The organism is Paraburkholderia graminis C4D1M, assembly GCF_000172415.1.
Classification (GTDB): Bacteria; Pseudomonadota; Gammaproteobacteria; order Burkholderiales; family Burkholderiaceae; genus Paraburkholderia; species Paraburkholderia graminis.
In genome coordinates, this window is record NZ_ABLD01000010.1 from 175257 (window position 1) to 194084 (window position 18828).

Genomic DNA, 18828 nt, shown 5'->3' on the forward strand with positions numbered 1-18828 from the left:
TGTCATTGCGAAGCGTCGCTCGCCGGCGCCGCGTTATCGACGGAATTGCCGTTGGAATTTCCGTTGGCATTGCCGCCGTCGCTCGCTTCCATCTGCGACTTGATGCGCTGCCCCAACTGATAAACCGCGAGCGCATAAAAGAAGCTGCGGTTATAGCGCGTCAGCACATAGAAGTTCTTCAGGCCCAGCATGTATTCCGTGCCGCGTCCGGGCGAGGGCAGGTCGACCACCGTAACCGGCGTTGCCACTTCGGAAGAGATATTCACGTTCGGCTCATTGAGCACGAGCCCGGCGCGCAACAACTGGTCGAGCGGCCAATGCGGTTCCGGCGCGCCGTCGGCGGCTGCTTGCGCGACGCCGAGGCTGCCCGCATCGCTACCGATCTTCCACACGACCGGCCGGCCGTTTTCCCAGCCGTTCTTGCGCAGATAGTTGGCGACGCTGCCGATTGCATCGGCCTGGCTCGTGCGCAGGTCGATGTCCTTGTGGCCATCGTAGCTGACCGCATACTGCACGATGCTGCTCGGCAGAAATTGCGGAATGCCGATCGCGCCGGTGTACGAGCCGAGCACCGTGCTCGGATCGATCTGCGAATCCCGCGTCCACACCAGGTAGTCTTCGAGATTCTTGCGGAAGGTCGCCTGGCGGTCCGCGCGATTCGGTGTATTCGGGTAATCGAAACTGAGCGTGGTCAGTGCGTCGAGCACGCGGAAGTTGCCCATGAAACGCCCGTAAATCGTCTCCACGCCGAGAATGCCGACGATCACTTCCGGCGGCACGCCGAACTCTTCATACGCGCGCTGCAGCGTGGCCCGATTCGCGCGCCAGAAACGGATGCCGGCGTTGATGCGGATCTGATCGAGAAAGCGCGACTGGTACACGCGCCAGTTTTTCACCGCGGCCGACGGCGACGGCGTTACCAGCTTCACCGCGGTCGCCGAATAGCTGACGCCGGCGAACAGCGAATGCAGCGCCGCTTCGTCGAAATCGTAGCGCGCCGCCATGTCGTTGATGAACGCATCGACATTCGCGTTGTTCGCGTAACGCTGCGGAATAATTTCTTCCTCAAACGTTTGCCCTTGCGGAACGGCGGTTTGCGGCTGCGCCTGAGCGACAAGTACGGGCGGTTTTTTGCCGGTGCTCTGCGCGAGAGCCGGAGTGGTTGCCATGAACATGCACGATGCGGTGGAGAGTGCGGCGGCGATGGTTCGGATGCTGAGCCGGTTTCGTGCAGACAGAGCAAGCTTGACGGTCATAGTGAGCTGGGGGCGCAGAGCGAAAGGACAAAGACGGGAGGAAAACGGAACGGGCAGTATACCCGAGGCCTCTTGCGAAACTGTGCCGGACACGTCACAGCGGCGTGATGCGGAACGACGCGTCATCGCTGCGTCGTGTGGTAACTTCATGAATGTTGGCGCGCCGTGGGCGCGCGCCCCTGGACGGAGACACGCCGCGCACGCTGCCAGCGCTGCGCCGCAGAAAAGAATCATGGCAACAGGTTTCTATTCCCACGCCGACTGTCTGCTGCACGATATGGGGCAATGGCATCCCGAATGCCCCGCACGGCTGCAGGCCATCGAAGATCAATTGATCGCGAGCCGCATCGACGCGTTGATCGAACGCGAATCGCCGCCGCTCGCCGACGAAGCGGCGCTGCTGCGCGTGCATACGCAGGCGCACATCGACTACATCCGTAGCTGTTCGCCCGCCGAGGGCCGCGCCGAGATCGACCCCGACACGTCGATGAACCCGCACACCTTGCAGGCAGCGTTACGCGCAGCCGGCGCGGCGGTGGCCGCTACCGACGCGGTCATCGAAGGCCGCTTCGACAACGCTTTTTGCAGCGTGCGCCCGCCCGGCCATCACGCCGAGCCGGCGCGTGCAATGGGCTTCTGCTTCTTCAACAACGTCGCCATCGCCGCGCGTCATGCGCTCGAGGTGCACGGCTTGCAGCGCGTTGCGATCATCGACTTCGACGTGCATCACGGCAACGGCACCGAAGCGGCGTTTTCCGGCGACCCGCGCGTGCTGATGTGCAGCATCTTCCAGCATCCGTTCTATCCGTTCACGGGCGCGGACAATCAGGCGCCCAACATGTGCAATGTGCCGATGCCCGCGCGCTCGAAAGGCATGGCCGTGCGCGAGGCGGTGGACATGCTGTGGCTGCCGCGGCTGAACGACTTCAAGCCGGAGATGCTGTTCATTTCCGCGGGCTTCGACGCGCATCGCGAAGACGACCTCGGCAACATGGGCCTCGTCGAAGACGACTACGTGTGGATTACCGAGCAGATGCGCGACGTCGCGAAACGCTATGCGAGCGGGCGGATCGTGAGTTGTCTCGAAGGCGGCTACAACCTGTCCGCGCTCGGGCGCAGCGTGGTTGCCCACGTGCGCGCGCTGGCCGAAATCTGAGGGAGAGCAAGCCATGAACGAGGATGCACGCAGCGCTTCGCTAGTGGAGACGGAAACCGGCGCGTACGGCGTACCCGGCGTCGTGCGTCTGACGATGAACCGGCCCGACGCTTTCAACGCGCTCTCCGAAGGCATGCTCGACGCGTTGCAGGACGCGCTGAACGAAGTCGCGCGATCGGAGGCGCGCGTGGTCGTGATCGCCGGCGCGGGGCGCGCGTTCTGCGCGGGACATGATCTGAAGGAAATGCGCGCGGCGCCGTCGCTTGCGTATTACCAGGCGCTGTTCGCCCGCTGCACGAAACTCATGCTGACGATCCAGCGCTTGCCGCAGCCGGTGATCGCGCGAGTGCATGGCATCGCGACGGCGGCGGGCTGCCAGCTCGTCGCGATGTGCGATCTCGCCGTGGCTTCCGATACCGCGCGTTTCGCTGTGTCGGGCGTGAATCTCGGGCTCTTTTGCGCGACGCCGTCGGTGCCGCTGTCGCGCAATCTGTCGCGCAAGGCGGCGCTCGAAATGCTGTTGACCGGCGATTTCATCGACGCCGCCGAGGCGAAGCAGCAGGGCCTCGTCAATCGCGTCGTGCCGCTGGACTCGCTCGACGCGGAAGTGGCGCGGCTTGCCACCAGCATCTGCGCGAAACCGGTGGAAGCGGTGAGCGCGGGCAAGGGTCTCTTCTACCGGCAACTGGAAATGGGCATAGAGGCCGCGTATCAACTCGCGGGCCAGACGATGGCCTGCAACATGATGGACGACTCCGCGCTCGAGGGCGTGCAGGCGTTCATCGACAAACGCCCGCCTGACTGGAAGCGCTAGGCGTTAAAGCGCCCGCTGCGCGCGCTGAAGAACCCACTCGATCAGTTCGCCGATCACGCGATCGCGGTCGAGATCGTTCATCGTCTCGTGATAGCCCAATTCGTATAGCCGGAGCGTCTTGTCCGGCGAGCCGGCGTGCTCGCCGAACGCGCGGCTGCCTTCGGGCTCCGTGAGTTTATCGGCGGTGCCGTGATAGACGAGAAGCGGCAGACGCAGTCCCGCGCGTCCGCGTTCGATCCGCGCCATCGCGAGCAGCAGTTCCGCGCCGGTGCGCGCCGGAATCGCCGCGTGATGCACGAGCGGGTCGCTGCGATTGGCGTCCACGACGGATTGCACCCGAGACAGCAGGGCGGCGTCGATTTTCATCGCCGGAAAGCCTGGCCAGACGCGGCTGATAACCTGGCTCAGCGCGAGCATCCAGCCCGGCACGTCGCGGCCAGGCGCGAGCGCGGGGCTCGACAGGATCAGACCGCTCAGATTGGCGCGGCTGCCTGTTGCTTGCGAGGCGGCGCTGGCGCGCTCGATTGCGTAGAGCGCGGCGATAGCGCCGCCCATGCTATGGCCCATCAGGAACAGCGGCGTCTCGGTCCGCACAGTGCGCGCCGCGGCGTCGAGCAACGCCTGCGCATCCAGCAGGTAATCGTCGAATCGTTCGACGTAGGCGCGCTTGCCGGGCGCGCGGCCGTGACCGCGCAAGTCGATCGCCAGCAGTTCGATCCCGGCTGCATTGAGCCGCGCGGCCAGCGCCGAATAGCGGCCCGCATGCTCGGCGAGTCCGGGAATCAGCGCAATGCTCGCGCGCGGCGCTTCGCGGGTTGGCCAACGGTATAGCGGCAGTTCGAGGCCATCCGCCGTGGTGGCGGTCGAGCGCACCGGCTCCGCGCTGTCTGCTCCGGTTTCATCGTCAGAGGCGAAGGGCTGTTGCGAGGTCTCCATGGCGCGCGTCCGTGAATTGGGGTTCGCGCGATCATAGACCGTCGCCCCTCGCGTCAGCGGAAATGGGCGGCGGGTCCGTCCTCTAATATCTAACAGTTATGAAAAGATCGTAATTGATTATTAAAGGGAATGCCCCGGGCGCGGTAGAATCGCGGGCTCAAATTCCCAATAAAAGTAACGGCGGCCGCTTGGCCGGGGAGCGCACGACGCTCGTCGGCAAACCCGCCGTTTCGTTTTTCCATGATCGAAATACGCAATATCTCTCAGCGGTTCGCGGGGCCCCGGGGCTGGGTCGAGGCGCTGCACAACGTCAATCTGTCGATTCCGGCGGGCGAGGTGTTCGGCATCATCGGCCGCAGCGGCGCGGGCAAGAGCACGCTGGTCCGCACGATCAACCTGCTGACGCGTCCGACCGAAGGCAACATCGTCGTCGACGGCCGCGATCTGACCACGCTGCCCGCCGCGCAATTGCGCGAAGCGCGCCGCGAGATCGGCATGATCTTTCAGCACTTCAATTTGCTGTCGTCGCGCACGGTGTTCGAGAACGTCGCGTTGCCGCTCGAGCTTGCCGGCATGAAGCGCGACGAGATCGAGGCGAACGTGTTGCCGCTGCTGGAACTCGTGGGCCTGTCCGCGCAGAAGGACCGCTACCCGGCGCAGATCAGCGGCGGGCAGAAGCAGCGCGTCGGCATCGCGCGCGCGTTGGCAAGCAAGCCGAAGGTGCTGCTTTCCGACGAAGCGACGTCCGCGCTCGATCCCGAAACCACCCGCTCGATTCTCGATCTGCTCAAGCGCATCAACCGCGAACTGAACCTGACCGTCGTGCTGATCACGCATCAGATGGATGTGATCAAGCAGGTGTGCGATCGCGTCGCCGTGCTCGACGCGGGCCGCGTCGTCGAACAGGGCAAGGTGATCGACGTGTTTCTGCAGCCGCATCACGAAGTCACGCGCGCGCTGATCGGCGACGTGATCGCGCAGGAACTGCCGCCCGCGATGAAGGCGCGCGTCGCCGAACGTCTGAAGACGGGCAGCGGTCACTTGCTGCGCCTCGCGTTCACGGGTTCGGGCGTCGATCAGCCGATTCTCTCGGAGACGATCCGCCGCTACGAACTCGACTTCAACATCCTGCACGGCCAGATCGACGAGATTCAGGGGCAGGCGTTCGGCTCGCTCGCGGTGCTCGCGGGCGGCGAACCGGCGAAGGTGGCGCAGGCGCTCGCGTATCTGCGCGAACAGGGTGTGGTGGTGGAGGAGCTCTCGTATGTTGAGTGAAATGTTCGATATGTTCGTCCAGTCGTTCTGGGAAACGCTCGTGATGGTGGGCATTTCCGGACTGGTCGGCGCGTTGGTGGGCTTGCCGCTCGGCGTGCTGCTGTATCTGACCGACCGTCAGGGCGTGTTGCAGAACGTCGCGGTGAATCGCGTCGTCGGCATGGTCGTGAATGCGGTGCGCTCGACGCCGTTCATCATCCTGCTCGTGGCGGTGATTCCGTTCACGCGCCTCGTGGTCGGATCGTCGATCGGCACGGCCGCGGCCGTGGTGCCGCTGACGATTGCCGCGGCGCCGTTCATCGCGCGTCTCGTGGAAACGGCGCTGCGCGAAGTCGATCGCGGGCTGATCGAAGCGGCTCAGGCGATGGGCGCGACCACCAGCCAGATCGTCTTCAAGGTGCTGTTGCCGGAATCGCTGCCGGGCGTCGTGGCCGGCTTGACCATCACGTTTGTCTCGCTGGTCGGTTATTCGGCGATGGCCGGTGCGATCGGCGGCGGCGGTCTTGGCGACCTCGGCATTCGCTACGGGTATCAGCGTTTTCTGCCGGAAGTCATGTTGACAGTCGTCGTGATTCTTATCGTGTTCGTGCAGTTGGTGCAGTCGTTCGGGGATTGGCTCGTGCGTCGTCTGAGCCATAAATAAATCAAAAGGTCCATCATGCAACGTCGTTTCATACTCAAGCTGGTCGCGGCATTCGGCGCCGCGTCGCTGTTCGCCGCGAATGCGGCCCACGCTGAAGACACCATCAAGGTCGGCGTGACCGGCGGTCCGCACGCGCAGATCATGGAAGTCGTGAAGAGCGTCGCCGCAAAGAACGGTCTGAACATCAAGGTCGTCGAGTTCTCCGACTACGTGCAGCCGAACGCGGCGCTCGCGGGCGGCGATCTGGACGCCAACAGCTATCAGCACGACCCGTACTTGCAGGCGCAGGTCAAGGACCGCGGCTACAAGCTGATTCGCGTCGCGGATACGGTCACGTACCCGATGGGCATCTACTCGAAGAAGGTGAAGTCGCTGGCCGAACTGCCGCAAGGCGCGAAGATCGCCGTGCCGAACGATCCGACCAACGGCGGCCGCGCCTTGCTGCTGCTGCAAAAGCAGGGGCTGCTGAAGCTGCGTGCCGAAGCGGGCCTGAAGGCGACGCCGCTCGACATCGTCGAAAATCCGAAGAAGCTGAAGATTGTCGAACTGGACGCTGCGCAGATTCCGCGCTCGCTTAACGACGTGGATGCCGCCGCGATCAACACCAACTTCGCGATGGAAGCCGGCCTCAAGCCGAAGCAGGATGCGATCGCGATCGAAGACCCGAAGGGTCCGTACGTGAACGTTATCGCGATCCGCGAGGCCGACAAAAACAAGCCGTGGGTCGCCAAGCTCGTGGCCGCCTACCATTCGCCGGAAGTGAAGCAGTTTGTCGACAGCAAATTCGGCGGTTCGGTGGTCACGGCCTGGTGATCTGAAGCCGTCAGATACCGCGTGAGCAGCCGGCGATATGAAAATTAGAGTCGTAAATCGGAACCCGGGGTTGTCACCCGGGTTTTTTCGCGATTAAAATAGAACGACCGTTCGATATTGCCGTCACGCCGCTGGGGAGCGATATCCTCCTGCTAGAGCGCCCGCGACAAAGCTGCCACGAGGGCAGTCGTTATAATGTTCGTTGGGTTGACGTATTCGTAACTTTGGAGCGTGTGCATGAAAATCCTGGTGCCAGTCAAGAGAGTGGTCGACTACAACGTGAAGGTCCGGGTCAAGTCGGACGGCACGGGCGTCGACATCGCGAACGTGAAGATGTCGATGAATCCGTTCGACGAAATCGCGGTTGAAGAAGCGGTGCGTCTGCGTGAAGCGGGCGTGGCGACCGAGGTGATCGCCGTGTCGGCGGGCGCGACGCAATCGCAGGAAACGCTGCGCACGGCGCTCGCCATCGGCGCGGATCGCGCGATCCTCATCGAGTCGAACGAAGAATTGCAGCCGCTGGCTGTCGCGAAGCTGCTGAAGGCGCTCGTCGACAAGGAACAGCCGCAACTGGTGATTCTCGGCAAGCAGGCTATCGACGATGACTCCAACCAGACCGGCCAGATGCTCGCCGCGCTGGCTGGTTTGCCGCAGGCGACGTTTGCGTCGAAGGTTGTCGTCGCTGACGGCAAGGCGACCGTGTCGCGCGAAGTGGATGGCGGCGCGGAAACGCTGTCGCTCAAATTGCCCGCTGTCATCACGACCGATCTGCGCCTGAACGAGCCGCGCTACGTGACGCTGCCGAACATCATGAAGGCGAAGAAAAAGCCGCTGGAAGTCGTCAAGCCCGAAGACCTCGGCGTCGATGTCACGCCGCGTCTAAAGACGCTGAAGGTCGTTGAGCCGCCGAAGCGCTCCGCCGGCGTGAAGGTGCCGGACGTGAAGACGCTGGTCGAGAAGCTGAAGACCGAAGCCAAGGTGCTTTAAGGAACGCGGGAGACAGGGCAAATGACGAATCTTGTAATTGCAGAACACGACAACGCATCGATCAAGGCCGCGACGCTGCACACCATTGCAGCCGCGCAGAAGATCGGTGGTGACATTCACGTACTGGTAGCAGGCCAGAACGCGCAGGCCGCAGCGGACGCAGCCGCGAAAATCGCGGGCGTTTCGAAAGTGCTGCTGGCCGACGCGCCGCAACTCGCCGAAGGACTCGCGGAAAACGTCGAGGCGACGGTGCTGAACATCGCGAAGGACTACTCGCATATCCTCGCGCCGGCTACCGCTTACGGCAAGAACATCGCGCCGCGTATCGCCGCCAAGCTCGACGTCGCGCAGATCAGCGACATCACGGCGGTCGATTCCACCGACACTTTCGAGCGTCCGATTTACGCGGGCAATGCGATTGCGACGGTGCAATCGGCTGATCCGATCAAGGTCATCACGGTCCGCACCACCGGCTTCGACGCAGTGGCGGCTGAAGGCGGCAACGCATCGGTGGAAAAAATCGAAGCGGCGGCAGACGCGGGCATCTCGCAGTTCGTGAGCCGCGAAGTGACGAAGCTCGACCGTCCGGAACTGACGTCGGCGAAGATCATCGTTTCGGGTGGTCGCGGCCTCGGCAACGGCGAGAACTACACGAAGGTGCTCGAACCGCTGGCCGACAAGCTGAACGCGGCGCTGGGCGCATCGCGCGCGGCGGTCGACGCCGGCTTTGTGCCGAACGACTATCAGGTCGGGCAGACGGGCAAGATCGTCGCGCCGCAACTGTATGTGGCCGTCGGCATTTCCGGCGCGATCCAGCATCTGGCCGGCATGAAGGACAGCAAAGTGATCGTCGCGATCAACAAGGACCCGGAAGCGCCGATTTTCAGCGTCGCCGATTACGGTCTCGTCGGCGATCTGTTCACGCTTGTGCCGGAACTCGTGAGCGAACTCGGCTGAGCGTGTTAGCGCCATATAAAGCCATCTGCAAAGCCGTTTAACGGCGTTTCGCAACGCATTGGCGACACAAGAAGGGCGCTGGACCGAACAAGTCCCGCGCCCTTTTTCCATCAGGCAGGAGGAGAACAGAAAATGAGCTATACGGCGCCCATCAAGGACATGCTGTTCGTGATGAACGAACTGGCGGATCTCGAACAGATCGCGACGCTGCCGGGCTTCGAGGACGCGAACCTCGACACCGCTCAGGCCGTGCTGGAAGAGTCGGCGAAACTGTGCGGCGAGGTGCTGGCTCCGCTGAACGTCGAAGGAGATCGCAATCCGAGCAGTTGGAAAGACGGCGTCGTGACGGCGACGCCCGGCTTCAAGGAAGCGTTCCGTCAGTTCGCCGAGGGCGGCTGGCAAGGCGTGCAGCATCCTGTGGAGTATGAAGGCCAGGGGCTGCCGAAACTCATCGCCACAGCTTGCGTTGAGATGCTGAACGCATCGAATCTGTCGTTCGCGCTGTGTCCGTTGCTGACCGACGGCGCGATCGAGGCGCTGCTGACCGCCGGCACCGACGCGCAAAAACAGACCTATGTGCCGAAGCTCATTTCAGGCGAATGGACCGGCACAATGAACCTCACTGAGCCGCAGGCCGGCTCGGATCTCGCGCTCGTGCGCACGCGCGCCGAGCCGCAAGGCGACGGCTCGTTCAAGCTGTTCGGCACGAAGATTTTCATCACGTGGGGCGAGCACGACATGGCGGAGAACATCGCGCATCTCGTGCTTGCGCGCACGCCGAATGCACCCGAAGGCGTGAAGGGCATCTCGCTCTTCATCGTGCCGAAGTTTTTGATCAACGAGGACGGTTCGCTCGGCGAGCGCAACGACGTGCATTGCGTGTCGATCGAGCACAAGCTCGGCATCAAGGCGAGTCCGACGGCGGTGCTGCAATTCGGCGACCACGGCGGCGCGATCGGGCATCTGATCGGCGAGGAAAATCGCGGTCTCGAGTACATGTTCATCATGATGAACGCGGCGCGGTTCGCCGTGGGCATGCAAGGCGTCGGCGTATCGGATCGCGCGTATCAGAAGGCGGCGGCCTATGCGAAGGAGCGCGTGCAAAGCCGTCCCGTCGACGGCTCCGCGAAACAGCCGGTGGCGATCATCGAGCATCCCGACGTGCGCCGCATGCTTTCGACGATGCGCGCGCTCACCGAAGCGTCGCGCGCGCTGGCTTATGTCGCGGCTGGGCATTGCGACATTGCGCATCGTCATCCGGACGAAGCGAAGCGCGCCGAGCATCAGGCGATTTACGAGTTTCTCGTGCCGATCGTGAAGGGCTGGAGCACGGAGTCGTCGATCGACGTAACCAGCCTTGGCGTGCAGGTGCACGGCGGCATGGGTTTCATCGAAGAGACGGGCGCCGCGCAGTATTACCGCGACGCTCGCATTCTGCCGATCTACGAAGGCACGACCGCGATTCAGGCGAACGATCTGATCGGCCGCAAGACGGTGCGTGACGGGGGCAAAGTCGCGAAGTCGCTGCTGGCAAGCGTTGCCGAAACGGTCGGATTGCTTGGCGCGCAACAAGGTCAGGCGTTCCGATCGATGGAAAAGTATCTTGCAGAGGGGCAGCGCTCGTTGGGCGCGGTGGTCGATTTCGTCGTCGCGAACACGAAGGGCGATCCGAATGCCGTGTTTGCCGGCAGCGTGCCGTATCTGAAGCTCGCGGGCATTGTGCTGGGCGGCTGGCAAATGGCGCGTGCGCTGCTCGCGGCCGCTCAGAAGCGCGACGAAGACCAGCAGTTTTACGGCGCGAAGATCGCGACGGCGCAATTCTACGCGGAGCATGTGTTGCCGCTCGCGACCGCGCTGGAGGCGTCGATTGTCAGTGCGAAGGGCGGCGAGGGCGTGCTGGCGTTGTCCGCGGATCAGTTTTGATGCGGCGCGAAGTCTGAGGTCTTGCTGAGTAAACGAAAACGGCGCCTTGCAGCGTTTAACTGAAGCGCAGGCAATTGGACATTGATCCAATTTCTGCGGTCAGTTCGCAAGGCGCCGTTTGTCTTTTGGCGAGCCGGCTTGTGCTGTTACAGCCGGCTGGAAACGCGCCGAGCATGACCACGCCCGGCGCTAGAAGCTTCAGGCATAAGCCGGACGATGTGCAGCGCCGGTCTCGCCGAAATAGCGATGCACCGACAGGTCGTCTGCCTTGATCGCCGGCTGCTTGCCGGACATCACATCGGCGAGCAACTGGCCCGAACCGCACGACATTGTCCAGCCGAGCGTGCCGTGCCCCGTGTTGAGGAACAGGTTCGGCACGGGGGTGCGGCCGACGATCGGCGTGCCGTCCGGCGTCATGGGCCGCAGGCCGGTCCAGAAGCTGGCCTTCGACGTGTCGCCGCCGCCCGGGAACAGATCGTTCACGCACAGCTCGAGGGTTTCACGGCGCGCTTGCCGCAACGACTTGTCGAAGCCGACGATCTCAGCCATCCCGCCGACGCGAATCCGGTTGTCGAAGCGCGTAATCGCGATCTTGTACGTTTCGTCGAGCACGGTGGAAACCGGCGCGGCGGCTTCGTTGACGATGGGCGCCGTGATCGAGTAACCCTTCAGCGGATAGACCGGAATCTTCACGAGGCCGGACAGAAATTTCGTCGAGTAAGAACCGAGTGCGACGACGAACGAATCGGCGCGTACCAATTCCTGGCCGCACTGCACGCCGGCGATGCGGTCGCCGGCCATGGCGAGCGCGTCGATCGGCGTGTTGTAGCGGAATTTGACGCCCATCTGCTCGGCCAGCGCGGCGAGACGCGTGGTGAACATCTGGCAGTCGCCGGTTTCGTCGCCCGGCAGGCGCAGACCGCCGGTGAGCTTGTGCGAGACCGCAGCGAGCGCCGGTTCGGCCTGAGCCAGTTCCGCCGCCGACAGCAGTTCGAACGGCACGTTGGCCTCGCGCAGCACGGCGATGTCTTTGGCCGCGCCGTCGAATTGCTGCTGCGTGCGGAATACCTGCAGCGTGCCGCCGGTGCGGCCTTCGTAGTGGATGCCGGTTTCGGCGCGCAGCGCTTGCAGACAATCGCGGCTGTATTCGGCGAGGCGGACCATGCGTCCCTTGTTGACCGCGTAGCGCGACGCCGTGCAGTTCTGCAGCATCTGCCACATCCATTGCAACTGGAACTGCGTGCCGTCGAGGCGAATGGCGAGCGGCGCGTGTTTCTGGAACATCCACTTGACGGCTTTCAGCGGCACGCCGGGCGCGGCCCACGGCGACGCATAGCCCGGCGAGATCTGGCCGGCGTTGGCGAAACTGGTTTCGAGCGCCGGGCCCGGCTCACGATCGATCACGGTCACTTCATGACCCGCGCGTGCGAGGTAATACGCGCTCGTTACGCCGACGACGCCACTGCCCAAAACGACGATTCGCATAGCTGCTCCAGATGATTCGCAAGATTCGCGGGCGTTGTGTTGTTCAGTTCGCTTCAATCGTTCGATTAACGACGTGAAACGCGGTGCGCCCAGTGTTAAGCGCTATACTATTGGCGAGCTTGCAGGTTTTGTTATTGTATTTCTGCGATTTTCAGAAGAAACACTATGCGCACCCAACGTCAGCCGGTCCGAACCCTCGACAAGCTCGATCACAAGATTCTTCGGCTGCTGCAGCAGGACGGCCGGATGGCCATGAAAGACCTCGCGGAGCAGGTCGGACTGTCGGTCACGCCGTGCATCGAGCGTGTGAAGCGCATGGAGCGCGACGGCGTGATCACCGGCTACTATGCGCGCGTGAATCCGGCCGAGCTGGGCGCGGCGCTGCTGGTGTTCGTCGAAATCACGCTCGACCACAAGAGCGGCAACATGTTCGACCAGTTTCGCCGCGAGGTGCAGAAGATCCCCGAAGTGCTCGAGTGCCATCTCGTGTCGGGCGATTTCGATTATCTGATCAAGGCGCGCATCGGCGAGATGGCCGACTACCGTAAGCTTCTCGGCGACATCCTGCTTCAGCTTCCGGGCGCCGTGCAGTCGAAAAGCTATGTGGTGATGGAGGAGATCAAGGAAACGCTGACCATTCCGGTCGGGGATGAAACCACGCGCTAGGCTCGTTGCACGGGGCTCGACAAACGGCGTAAACGCTGTATATTTATACAGGTGTTTTGCGCCGTTTTGTTTGCCCTGTTCACTTGTCCAGCCAGCCGTGACCGAGCCCGATTTGCCTTCCGCTGCCGAGTTTCCAATCGCGCCGCCGGTGCCCCGCAAGGGGCGCGGCGCGGTCACGAACGTGCAAGGCCGTTACGAGGTCGACCAGCGGGAAGCGGTGGACGACGGTTGGTTGGCCACGCCGGAAGAAGGTGAAGCGCCGAAGGCGCTGCGCACCCAGGTGTTCGAGGAAAGGGCGAAAAGCATTCTTACTCGCAACGCGTCGCCGGACATTCCGTTTAGCGTGTCGCTGAATCCCTATCGCGGATGCGAGCACGGCTGCATTTATTGTTTTGCGCGGCCCACGCATAGTTATCTCGGCCTCTCGCCGGGGCTCGACTTCGAAAGCCGCATTTATGCGAAGGTGAACGCGCCCGAGCTGCTTGAGCGCGAGCTGTCGAAAAAGTCTTATGAGCCGGAGCCCATTGCGCTCGGCGTCAATACCGACGCGTGGCAGCCTGCAGAACGCGAGTGGCGGCTCACACGGCGCGTCGTCGAGATTCTGAGCGAGCGTAATCATCCTTTTGCGGCGATTACGAAATCGTCGCTGATCGAGCGTGACCTGGATCTGCTTGCGCCCATGGCGGCTCGCGGGCAATTCATGGCGGCCATTACCATCACGACGCTCGACGCCGGCATTGCGCGCACGCTCGAACCGCGCGCGGCTACGCCGTCGCGGCGCTTGCGCACGATCCGCACGCTGAGCGAAGCGGGCATTCCGGTCGGGGTGAGCATTGCGCCAGTGATTCCGTTTGTCACGGAGCCGGACATGGAGCGCGTGCTCGAAGCGTGTGCGGAAGCCGGCGCCAGCAACGCGAGCTATATCGTGCTGCGCCTGCCGTGGGAAGTCGCGCCGCTGTTCAAAGACTGGCTGGCCGCGCATTTTCCCGATCGCGCCGAACGGGTCATGGCGCGTGTGCGCGATATGCGGGGCGGCAAGGACTACGACTCGTCTTTCTCCACCCGAATGAAGGGGGAAGGCTTGTGGGCCGATCTGCTCAAGCAGCGATTCCACAAGGCGGTGCGCCGTCTAGGGCTGAATCAGCGCGACCGCGGCATTCTGGATATGTCGCACTTCAAGCGTCATGAGGTGCCGCGGAGGCAGGCCGCGAGTGGCGATAATCCGCAGCTCGATCTTTTTTAGCCGATGGTGCGTGTAGTGCGCGTGGTCCTTCTGCTATTGCGACAGCGCCTTCGCCGCCTGGACTTGGCCTTCGAAGTAGGTCTGGAAGGAAATGGCGAGACCGGTCATCAACAGAAACGCGCCGATCAGCAGCGAAAAGATCACCACGAAGATCACCGTCCACCCGGAGCGGCTTTGTCGCTGTGTGTGCGCGTTGAATTGCCGATCCCACTTTTCGTCCGGACGCAGACCGTAGACGATCGCGGCGAGAAACGCGGCCAGAAGCGAAACGGCGCCGGGGAATGCGAGCACCCAGCCGAGTATCGAAGAGCGTTCGCTCGCTACCAGCAACATCGCGCCGGGAATGCCGATTACGGTGCCGAGCACGTGGGCCCAGCCGTAGACGTCGCGCGGACCGTACAGATAAAAGCGATGCGCGCCGAGGCTGCCCAGAAAAAACGCCAGCGCGGCGGTAATCGTTTTGGATCGGAAGTAAGTCGAGGTCGAAGCAGACGTGGACATGTGGGCGTGGGTAACGTGATGGGCAGCGCGAACTGACGGGCAAAGACGGCAGCGCGGACGGATGGTCGAAAGCTGTGGTGCAAATGAGCGGTGAATTGTTGGCCGCGTTGTTGGCCGCGAACCGTCGCGCATTCTACGCCGCCGGCGGGCGACCGGTCACGTGGCGTAGAGCCTCAGGCGGCGGGCGCGCAGGCAAGGCGGGGGCGTTGCCGTGTTCTTCGGCGGCGGTTGCAGGTGCGGCATCGCCGAGGGCTTCAGCATTGGCGTCGGCAGCGACCACCGTTGCGGCATCGCCGGCTTCACACCGGCAGCGGCACGCCCGGCCCATGCGTCTTAGCCTGCCCCGGGCACATCCGTCCGCGTGACGTGCCGGACCGCGACCACAAGCCCCGAGCCGCCCGGCACCAGGGTAGCCGCTCAAGGCACCGAGTACGTGACGCGGTAAATCGCGCCGGCGTAGTCGTCGCTGATGAGCAGCGACCCGTCTGGCAGCGGCAGCACGTCGGCGGGGCGGCCCCACACGGTTTCTCCCGGCTGAAGCCATCCCTCGGCGAAAACCTCCTGCCGCACGTGGCTGCCGTCCGGCTCCGTCACGACTCTTACCACGCGGTAGCCGGACTTCTTACTGCGGTTCCAGGAACCGTGCTCGGCAATGAAAATGTTGTGGCGGTAGTCGGCCGGGAACATCGAGCCGCTATAAAAGCGCATGCCGAGCGCGGCGACATGCGCGCCCAATTTGACGACCGGTGGGGTGAATGCGCTGCATGGATGGCCCGCGCCGAATTGCGGGTCGGCTACCGCGTCGGCGTGACAGTACGGAAAGCCGAAATCGAGTCCGGCGCGCGGGGCGCGGTTGAGTTCGTCGTCCGGTACGTCGTCGCCTAGCAGATCGCGGCCGTTGTCGGTGAACCAGAGTTCGTGCGTCGCCGGATGCCATGCGAAGCCGACAGAGTCGCGTATGCCGCGCGCGACCACCTCGTAATGGCTGCCGTCTGGGTCCATGCGGCCGATCATCGCGTAGCGGTCGCGATCTTTCAGACAGACGTTGCAGGGCGCGCCTTGCGGGACGTAAAGCTTGCCATCTGGCCCGAAAGCAATGAATTTCGCCCCGTGATGAGTCTCGGCGGGCAATTTGTCCGTAACGACCGCCGGCTGCGGCGGCGCGCTCAGGCGCGTGTCGATCGAATCGAAGCGTAAAATTCGCGACACCGCCGAAACGTACAACGCGCCGTCGTGCCAGGCGACGCCGACGGGGGCATCGAGACCCGTGGCCACGATATGTCGGGCGGCGACTCGCGCACCTTGCAGTTCGAGCGCATAGACGTGGCCGTCGAGGCTGCCTATATAGAGAATGCCCTTTGGCGACAAAGCCATCGCGCGTGCGCTCGGTACTGCGTCCGACAAGACTTCGATATGAAAGCCCGGCGGCAGTTTGATGCGCTCCACAGGCGGCGCGGCCAGGGCGCTGCACGCAAAGGCGGCCAGCAACGCGCCCACCGCGCTGCCAAAACTGCGGAAACCACGAAAACCGCGCGGACGGCAAACGGATGCAGGCCGGCGGGCGGAAAGGATGCGAAACAGCGCGGTTTGCAGCAGAGATTTCACAGGCATTCCGTCAGGTCCTCCATGTGTTTGCGCCAGCTTGCGCGCCCGCGCTGTCGGGGCGACGCACCCCGATTGCTCAGTTTATCCGGGTAAGTGTTTGTTATGGCGTCGGTTTCCCGCTATAATCGCGTGTTTCAGTCGTTCCGAACCCCGGTTTTCAAGGATTCTAGTATGGTCATCATCCGCTTGGCTCGTGGCGGCTCCAAGAAGCGCCCGTTCTACAACATCGTCGCAACCGACTCGCGTAACCGTCGTGACGGCCGCTTCATCGAGCGCGTTGGCTTCTACAACCCGGTCGCTACGAAGGGCGAATCGCTGCGTATCGCTCAAGATCGCCTGACGTATTGGCAAGGCGTTGGCGCACAACTGTCGCCGACCGTCGAGCGTCTCGTGAAAGAAGCGCAAAAGGCGCAGCCGGCTGCTTAATGGTAGCTCGCATGCGTATCGTCGTCGGTTTGGCCGGCGGCTCGCGCAACTCGCGTGAGCAGTCCGATGCGCAAAATGTTTTGCCGAAACAGGCGTCGAAGTTCGCAGCAAGGCTCAATCTGAGGTCCCGTCATGTCTGAGCGTGATTCCGGCAGTTCAGGTCGCGTAAAGCCAGCGGAAGCGACTAAAGAGGCGAGCCCGCGCGCAAAGACGCCTGCTCAGGCGCCGTTCGGTGCATTCGTCCGCAAGTCGGGCGAGCGGGCCGGCGGCAAGGCGAAAGCCAATGTTGAAAACGCCGGTTCCGAGGCAGCAGCAATGCGCGCGGAAACGGCGGAGAGTTGGCCGGCCGACGCGGTCGAAGTCGGTGCAGTCGTCGACGCTTACGGCCTCAAAGGCTGGGTCAAGGTGGCCGCGCATGCGGACGCCGGGCATGGCGGCGACGCTTTGCTGAGCGCTAAGCGCTGGTGGCTCATGAAAGGCCGCGAGCGCCAGTCGGCGCCGTCGCTGCAAGCCAAAACGCATAGCGACAGTGTCGTGGCCCTTCTGGGCGGCGTCGCTGACCGCGACGCGGCGCTGGCGCTGCGCGGCTCGCGCGTCTACGTGAGCCGCAGCGAATTTCCGGCGCTTGAAGCCGACGAATTCTACTGGGTTGACCTGCTCGGCCTGGACGTGGTGAACCTTGCCGGCGTCAACCTGGGCAAGGTTGCAGACATGATCGACAACGGTGCGCATTCGGTGCTGCGCATCGAATACGCAGCGGCCGACAAAACCGGCAAGCCGGGCACGGCCGAGCGCTTGATCCCGTTCGTCGGCGTGTTTGTCAAAACGGTGGACCAGGCGGCGAAGCAGATCATCGTCGACTGGGAAGCCGATTATTGATAGTTCAGCAAATCGAGTTCGCTACAACGGAGAGAGCGATGCAGTTCGATGTCGTCACGCTCTTTCCCGAAATGTTTCGCGCGCTGACCGACTGGGGCATTACCAGCCGGGCAGCAAAGCAGCAGCGCTATGGGTTGCGTACGTGGAATCCGCGTGATTTCACCACGGACAACTACCGCACAATCGACGATCGCCCGTACGGCGGCGGCCCCGGCATGGTCATGCTGGCCAAGCCGCTGGAAGACGCGATCGGTGCAGCGAAGGCTGCGCAGGCGGAGCAGGGCATCGGCGCCCCGCGTGTCGTGATGATGTCGCCGCAAGGCGCCACGCTGAATCACGAACGTGTGATGAAGTTCGCCTCCCAGCCTGGTTTGATTTTGCTGTGCGGCCGCTACGAGGCGATCGACCAGCGTTTGCTCGACCGGGTTGTCGACGAAGAAATCAGTCTCGGCGACTTCGTGCTGTCGGGCGGCGAGTTGCCCGCCATGGCGTTGATGGATGCAGTCGTGCGCCAGTTGCCCGGCGTGCTCAACGATTCGCAGTCGGCGGTACAGGACAGTTTTGTCGATGTGCTGCTCGATTGTCCGCACTACACGCGGCCTGAGGAATACCACGGCGTGCGTGTGCCCGATGTGCTGCTCGGCGGCCATCATGCGGAGATCGAAGCGTGGCGTCGGCGGGAAGCTTTGCGCAATACGTGGCACAAGCGGCCCGATTTGATCGTTAAGGCCAGAAAGAACAAGATGTTGAGCCGTGCCGACGAGGCATGGCTTGCAAGTCTCGCGAAGGAAGAGCCGAAGGCGTAGAGCCCCGGCCTTTCGAGCGGACACCAGGCGGCGCCGCACATGCGTGTTCGGCGCCTGATGTGAACCCATCCTCTATCGGGGCCGTAGCCGCGCATATCGATGCAAGGCAGGTACGAACGCCGACAAGATGGACTTAGGAGTCAGTGATGAATCTGATTGCAAAACTCGAGCAGGAAGAAATCGCGCGCGCCCTCGGCGAGAAGACCATTCCCGAATTCGCTCCCGGCGATACGGTGATTGTCAGCGTGAACGTGGTTGAAGGTACGCGTAAGCGTGTCCAGGCTTACGAAGGCGTCGTCATCGCCAAGCGTAACCGTGGTCTGAATTCGTCGTTCATCGTCCGCAAGATTTCGTCGGGCGAAAGCGTCGAGCGTACGTTCCAGACGTACTCGCCGCTGTTGGCAAGCATCGTCGTCAAGCGTCGTGGCGATGTGCGTCGTGCAAAGCTGTACTACCT

The 18828-nt window shown here is 63.1% G+C and carries 19 protein-coding genes; 14 read left to right on the top strand and 5 right to left on the bottom strand.

Features of this window, described 5'->3' with window-relative positions; all coding sequences use genetic code 11:
• Nucleotides 1-2: 2 nt before the first annotated feature.
• On the bottom strand, nucleotides 3-1175 hold the full coding sequence (mltB, locus tag BGRAMDRAFT_RS18160) for a lytic murein transglycosylase B (RefSeq protein WP_006050263.1): 1173 nt from the start codon (nucleotides 1173-1175) through the stop codon (nucleotides 3-5).
• 313 nt (nucleotides 1176-1488) lie between these two features.
• Between mltB and BGRAMDRAFT_RS18165 the strand changes: the two genes are divergently transcribed.
• Both BGRAMDRAFT_RS18165 and BGRAMDRAFT_RS18170 read left to right on the top strand, forming a co-directional pair.
• Entirely contained in the window at nucleotides 1489-2412 is a 924-nt protein-coding gene (locus BGRAMDRAFT_RS18165; RefSeq protein WP_006050264.1) for a histone deacetylase family protein, read from the top strand.
• A gap of 13 nt (nucleotides 2413-2425) precedes the next feature.
• Nucleotides 2426-3226, top strand: coding sequence for an enoyl-CoA hydratase (locus BGRAMDRAFT_RS18170; protein WP_006050265.1), 801 nt, complete (start codon nucleotides 2426-2428; stop codon nucleotides 3224-3226).
• 3 nt (nucleotides 3227-3229) lie between these two features.
• Here BGRAMDRAFT_RS18170 and BGRAMDRAFT_RS18175 read toward each other — a convergent pair whose 3' ends face one another.
• Nucleotides 3230-4162 (bottom strand): alpha/beta hydrolase, encoded by a 933-nt coding sequence (locus BGRAMDRAFT_RS18175; RefSeq protein WP_006050266.1) that lies wholly within the window; start codon nucleotides 4160-4162, stop codon nucleotides 3230-3232.
• A gap of 240 nt (nucleotides 4163-4402) precedes the next feature.
• On the opposite strand from BGRAMDRAFT_RS18175, the gene BGRAMDRAFT_RS18180 reads away from it, so the two are divergent.
• From BGRAMDRAFT_RS18180 to BGRAMDRAFT_RS18205, 6 genes are all read left to right on the top strand, one after another.
• Complete coding sequence (locus BGRAMDRAFT_RS18180) at nucleotides 4403-5437, top strand: methionine ABC transporter ATP-binding protein (protein WP_006050267.1); 1035 nt, start codon at nucleotides 4403-4405, stop codon at nucleotides 5435-5437.
• Entirely contained in the window at nucleotides 5427-6080 is a 654-nt protein-coding gene (locus BGRAMDRAFT_RS18185; protein ID WP_006050268.1) for a methionine ABC transporter permease, read from the top strand. Before BGRAMDRAFT_RS18180 ends, BGRAMDRAFT_RS18185 begins: the two co-directional genes overlap by 11 nt.
• 15 nt (nucleotides 6081-6095) lie before the next feature.
• Nucleotides 6096-6893, top strand: coding sequence for a MetQ/NlpA family ABC transporter substrate-binding protein (locus tag BGRAMDRAFT_RS18190; protein ID WP_006050269.1), 798 nt, complete (start codon nucleotides 6096-6098; stop codon nucleotides 6891-6893).
• Nucleotides 6894-7130: 237 nt separating this feature from the next.
• On the top strand, nucleotides 7131-7880 hold the full coding sequence (locus BGRAMDRAFT_RS18195) for an electron transfer flavoprotein subunit beta/FixA family protein (protein ID WP_006050270.1): 750 nt from the start codon (nucleotides 7131-7133) through the stop codon (nucleotides 7878-7880).
• Between the two features lie 21 nt (nucleotides 7881-7901).
• Nucleotides 7902-8837, top strand: coding sequence for an electron transfer flavoprotein subunit alpha/FixB family protein (locus tag BGRAMDRAFT_RS18200; protein WP_006050271.1), 936 nt, complete (start codon nucleotides 7902-7904; stop codon nucleotides 8835-8837).
• Between the two features lie 132 nt (nucleotides 8838-8969).
• Complete coding sequence (locus BGRAMDRAFT_RS18205) at nucleotides 8970-10760, top strand: acyl-CoA dehydrogenase (protein WP_006050272.1); 1791 nt, start codon at nucleotides 8970-8972, stop codon at nucleotides 10758-10760.
• 198 nt (nucleotides 10761-10958) lie between these two features.
• Here the strand turns inward: BGRAMDRAFT_RS18205 and BGRAMDRAFT_RS18210 are convergent, their stop codons facing one another.
• Nucleotides 10959-12302: a D-amino acid dehydrogenase gene (locus tag BGRAMDRAFT_RS18210; protein WP_332309988.1), complete on the bottom strand. Its 1344-nt coding sequence runs from the start codon at nucleotides 12300-12302 to the stop codon at nucleotides 10959-10961.
• Between the two features lie 108 nt (nucleotides 12303-12410).
• On the opposite strand from BGRAMDRAFT_RS18210, the gene BGRAMDRAFT_RS18215 reads away from it, so the two are divergent.
• Together BGRAMDRAFT_RS18215 and BGRAMDRAFT_RS18220 are read left to right on the top strand one after the other, a co-directional pair.
• A complete protein-coding gene (locus tag BGRAMDRAFT_RS18215; RefSeq protein WP_006050274.1) occupies nucleotides 12411-12911 on the top strand; it encodes an Lrp/AsnC ligand binding domain-containing protein in 501 nt (166 codons plus the stop codon).
• A 97-nt stretch (nucleotides 12912-13008) separates the two neighbouring features.
• A complete protein-coding gene (locus tag BGRAMDRAFT_RS18220; protein ID WP_044021321.1) occupies nucleotides 13009-14154 on the top strand; it encodes a PA0069 family radical SAM protein in 1146 nt (381 codons plus the stop codon).
• A 33-nt stretch (nucleotides 14155-14187) separates the two neighbouring features.
• Here the strand turns inward: BGRAMDRAFT_RS18220 and BGRAMDRAFT_RS18225 are convergent, their stop codons facing one another.
• Nucleotides 14188-14655, bottom strand: a complete 468-nt coding sequence (locus BGRAMDRAFT_RS18225) for an NINE protein (protein WP_006050276.1) — start codon at nucleotides 14653-14655, stop codon at nucleotides 14188-14190.
• A gap of 417 nt (nucleotides 14656-15072) precedes the next feature.
• On the bottom strand, nucleotides 15073-16260 hold the full coding sequence (locus BGRAMDRAFT_RS18230; RefSeq protein ID WP_409372881.1) for a PQQ-dependent sugar dehydrogenase: 1188 nt from the start codon (nucleotides 16258-16260) through the stop codon (nucleotides 15073-15075).
• Nucleotides 16261-16431: 171 nt separating this feature from the next.
• Here BGRAMDRAFT_RS18230 and rpsP point away from each other — a divergent pair, with 171 nt between their 5' ends.
• From rpsP to rplS, 4 genes are all read left to right on the top strand, one after another.
• Entirely contained in the window at nucleotides 16432-16686 is a 255-nt protein-coding gene (gene rpsP, locus BGRAMDRAFT_RS18235; protein ID WP_006050280.1) for a 30S ribosomal protein S16, read from the top strand.
• A 132-nt stretch (nucleotides 16687-16818) separates the two neighbouring features.
• Nucleotides 16819-17565 carry a ribosome maturation factor RimM gene (gene rimM / locus BGRAMDRAFT_RS18240; RefSeq protein ID WP_006050281.1) on the top strand — a complete coding sequence of 249 codons (747 nt, stop codon included), beginning with the start codon at nucleotides 16819-16821 and terminating at the stop codon, nucleotides 17563-17565.
• Between the two features lie 38 nt (nucleotides 17566-17603).
• Nucleotides 17604-18371 carry a tRNA (guanosine(37)-N1)-methyltransferase TrmD gene (trmD, locus tag BGRAMDRAFT_RS18245; protein ID WP_006050282.1) on the top strand — a complete coding sequence of 256 codons (768 nt, stop codon included), beginning with the start codon at nucleotides 17604-17606 and terminating at the stop codon, nucleotides 18369-18371.
• A gap of 146 nt (nucleotides 18372-18517) precedes the next feature.
• Nucleotides 18518-18828 (top strand): 50S ribosomal protein L19 (gene rplS, locus BGRAMDRAFT_RS18250; RefSeq protein ID WP_044021323.1); only part of this gene is annotated, 311 nt, incomplete at its 3' end.

Bases quoted from the DNA above. Each gene is read 5' to 3' on its own strand.
- mltB (WP_006050263.1), bottom strand. From the start codon at position 1,175: ATGTTCATGGCAACCACTCCGGCTCTCGCGCAGAGCACCGGCAAAAAA.
- BGRAMDRAFT_RS18165 (WP_006050264.1), top strand. From the start codon at position 1,489: ATGGCAACAGGTTTCTATTCCCACGCCGACTGTCTGCTGCACGATATG.
- BGRAMDRAFT_RS18225 (WP_006050276.1), bottom strand. From the start codon at position 14,655: ATGTCCACGTCTGCTTCGACCTCGACTTACTTCCGATCCAAAACGATT.
- BGRAMDRAFT_RS18205 (WP_006050272.1), top strand. From the start codon at position 8,970: ATGAGCTATACGGCGCCCATCAAGGACATGCTGTTCGTGATGAACGAA.
- BGRAMDRAFT_RS18195 (WP_006050270.1), top strand. From the start codon at position 7,131: ATGAAAATCCTGGTGCCAGTCAAGAGAGTGGTCGACTACAACGTGAAG.
- BGRAMDRAFT_RS18190 (WP_006050269.1), top strand. From the start codon at position 6,096: ATGCAACGTCGTTTCATACTCAAGCTGGTCGCGGCATTCGGCGCCGCG.
- rpsP (WP_006050280.1), top strand. From the start codon at position 16,432: ATGGTCATCATCCGCTTGGCTCGTGGCGGCTCCAAGAAGCGCCCGTTC.
- BGRAMDRAFT_RS18175 (WP_006050266.1), bottom strand. From the start codon at position 4,162: ATGGAGACCTCGCAACAGCCCTTCGCCTCTGACGATGAAACCGGAGCA.
- rimM (WP_006050281.1), top strand. From the start codon at position 16,819: ATGTCTGAGCGTGATTCCGGCAGTTCAGGTCGCGTAAAGCCAGCGGAA.
- BGRAMDRAFT_RS18180 (WP_006050267.1), top strand. From the start codon at position 4,403: ATGATCGAAATACGCAATATCTCTCAGCGGTTCGCGGGGCCCCGGGGC.
- BGRAMDRAFT_RS18200 (WP_006050271.1), top strand. From the start codon at position 7,902: ATGACGAATCTTGTAATTGCAGAACACGACAACGCATCGATCAAGGCC.
- BGRAMDRAFT_RS18170 (WP_006050265.1), top strand. From the start codon at position 2,426: ATGAACGAGGATGCACGCAGCGCTTCGCTAGTGGAGACGGAAACCGGC.
- BGRAMDRAFT_RS18215 (WP_006050274.1), top strand. From the start codon at position 12,411: ATGCGCACCCAACGTCAGCCGGTCCGAACCCTCGACAAGCTCGATCAC.
- BGRAMDRAFT_RS18185 (WP_006050268.1), top strand. From the start codon at position 5,427: ATGTTGAGTGAAATGTTCGATATGTTCGTCCAGTCGTTCTGGGAAACG.
- trmD (WP_006050282.1), top strand. From the start codon at position 17,604: ATGCAGTTCGATGTCGTCACGCTCTTTCCCGAAATGTTTCGCGCGCTG.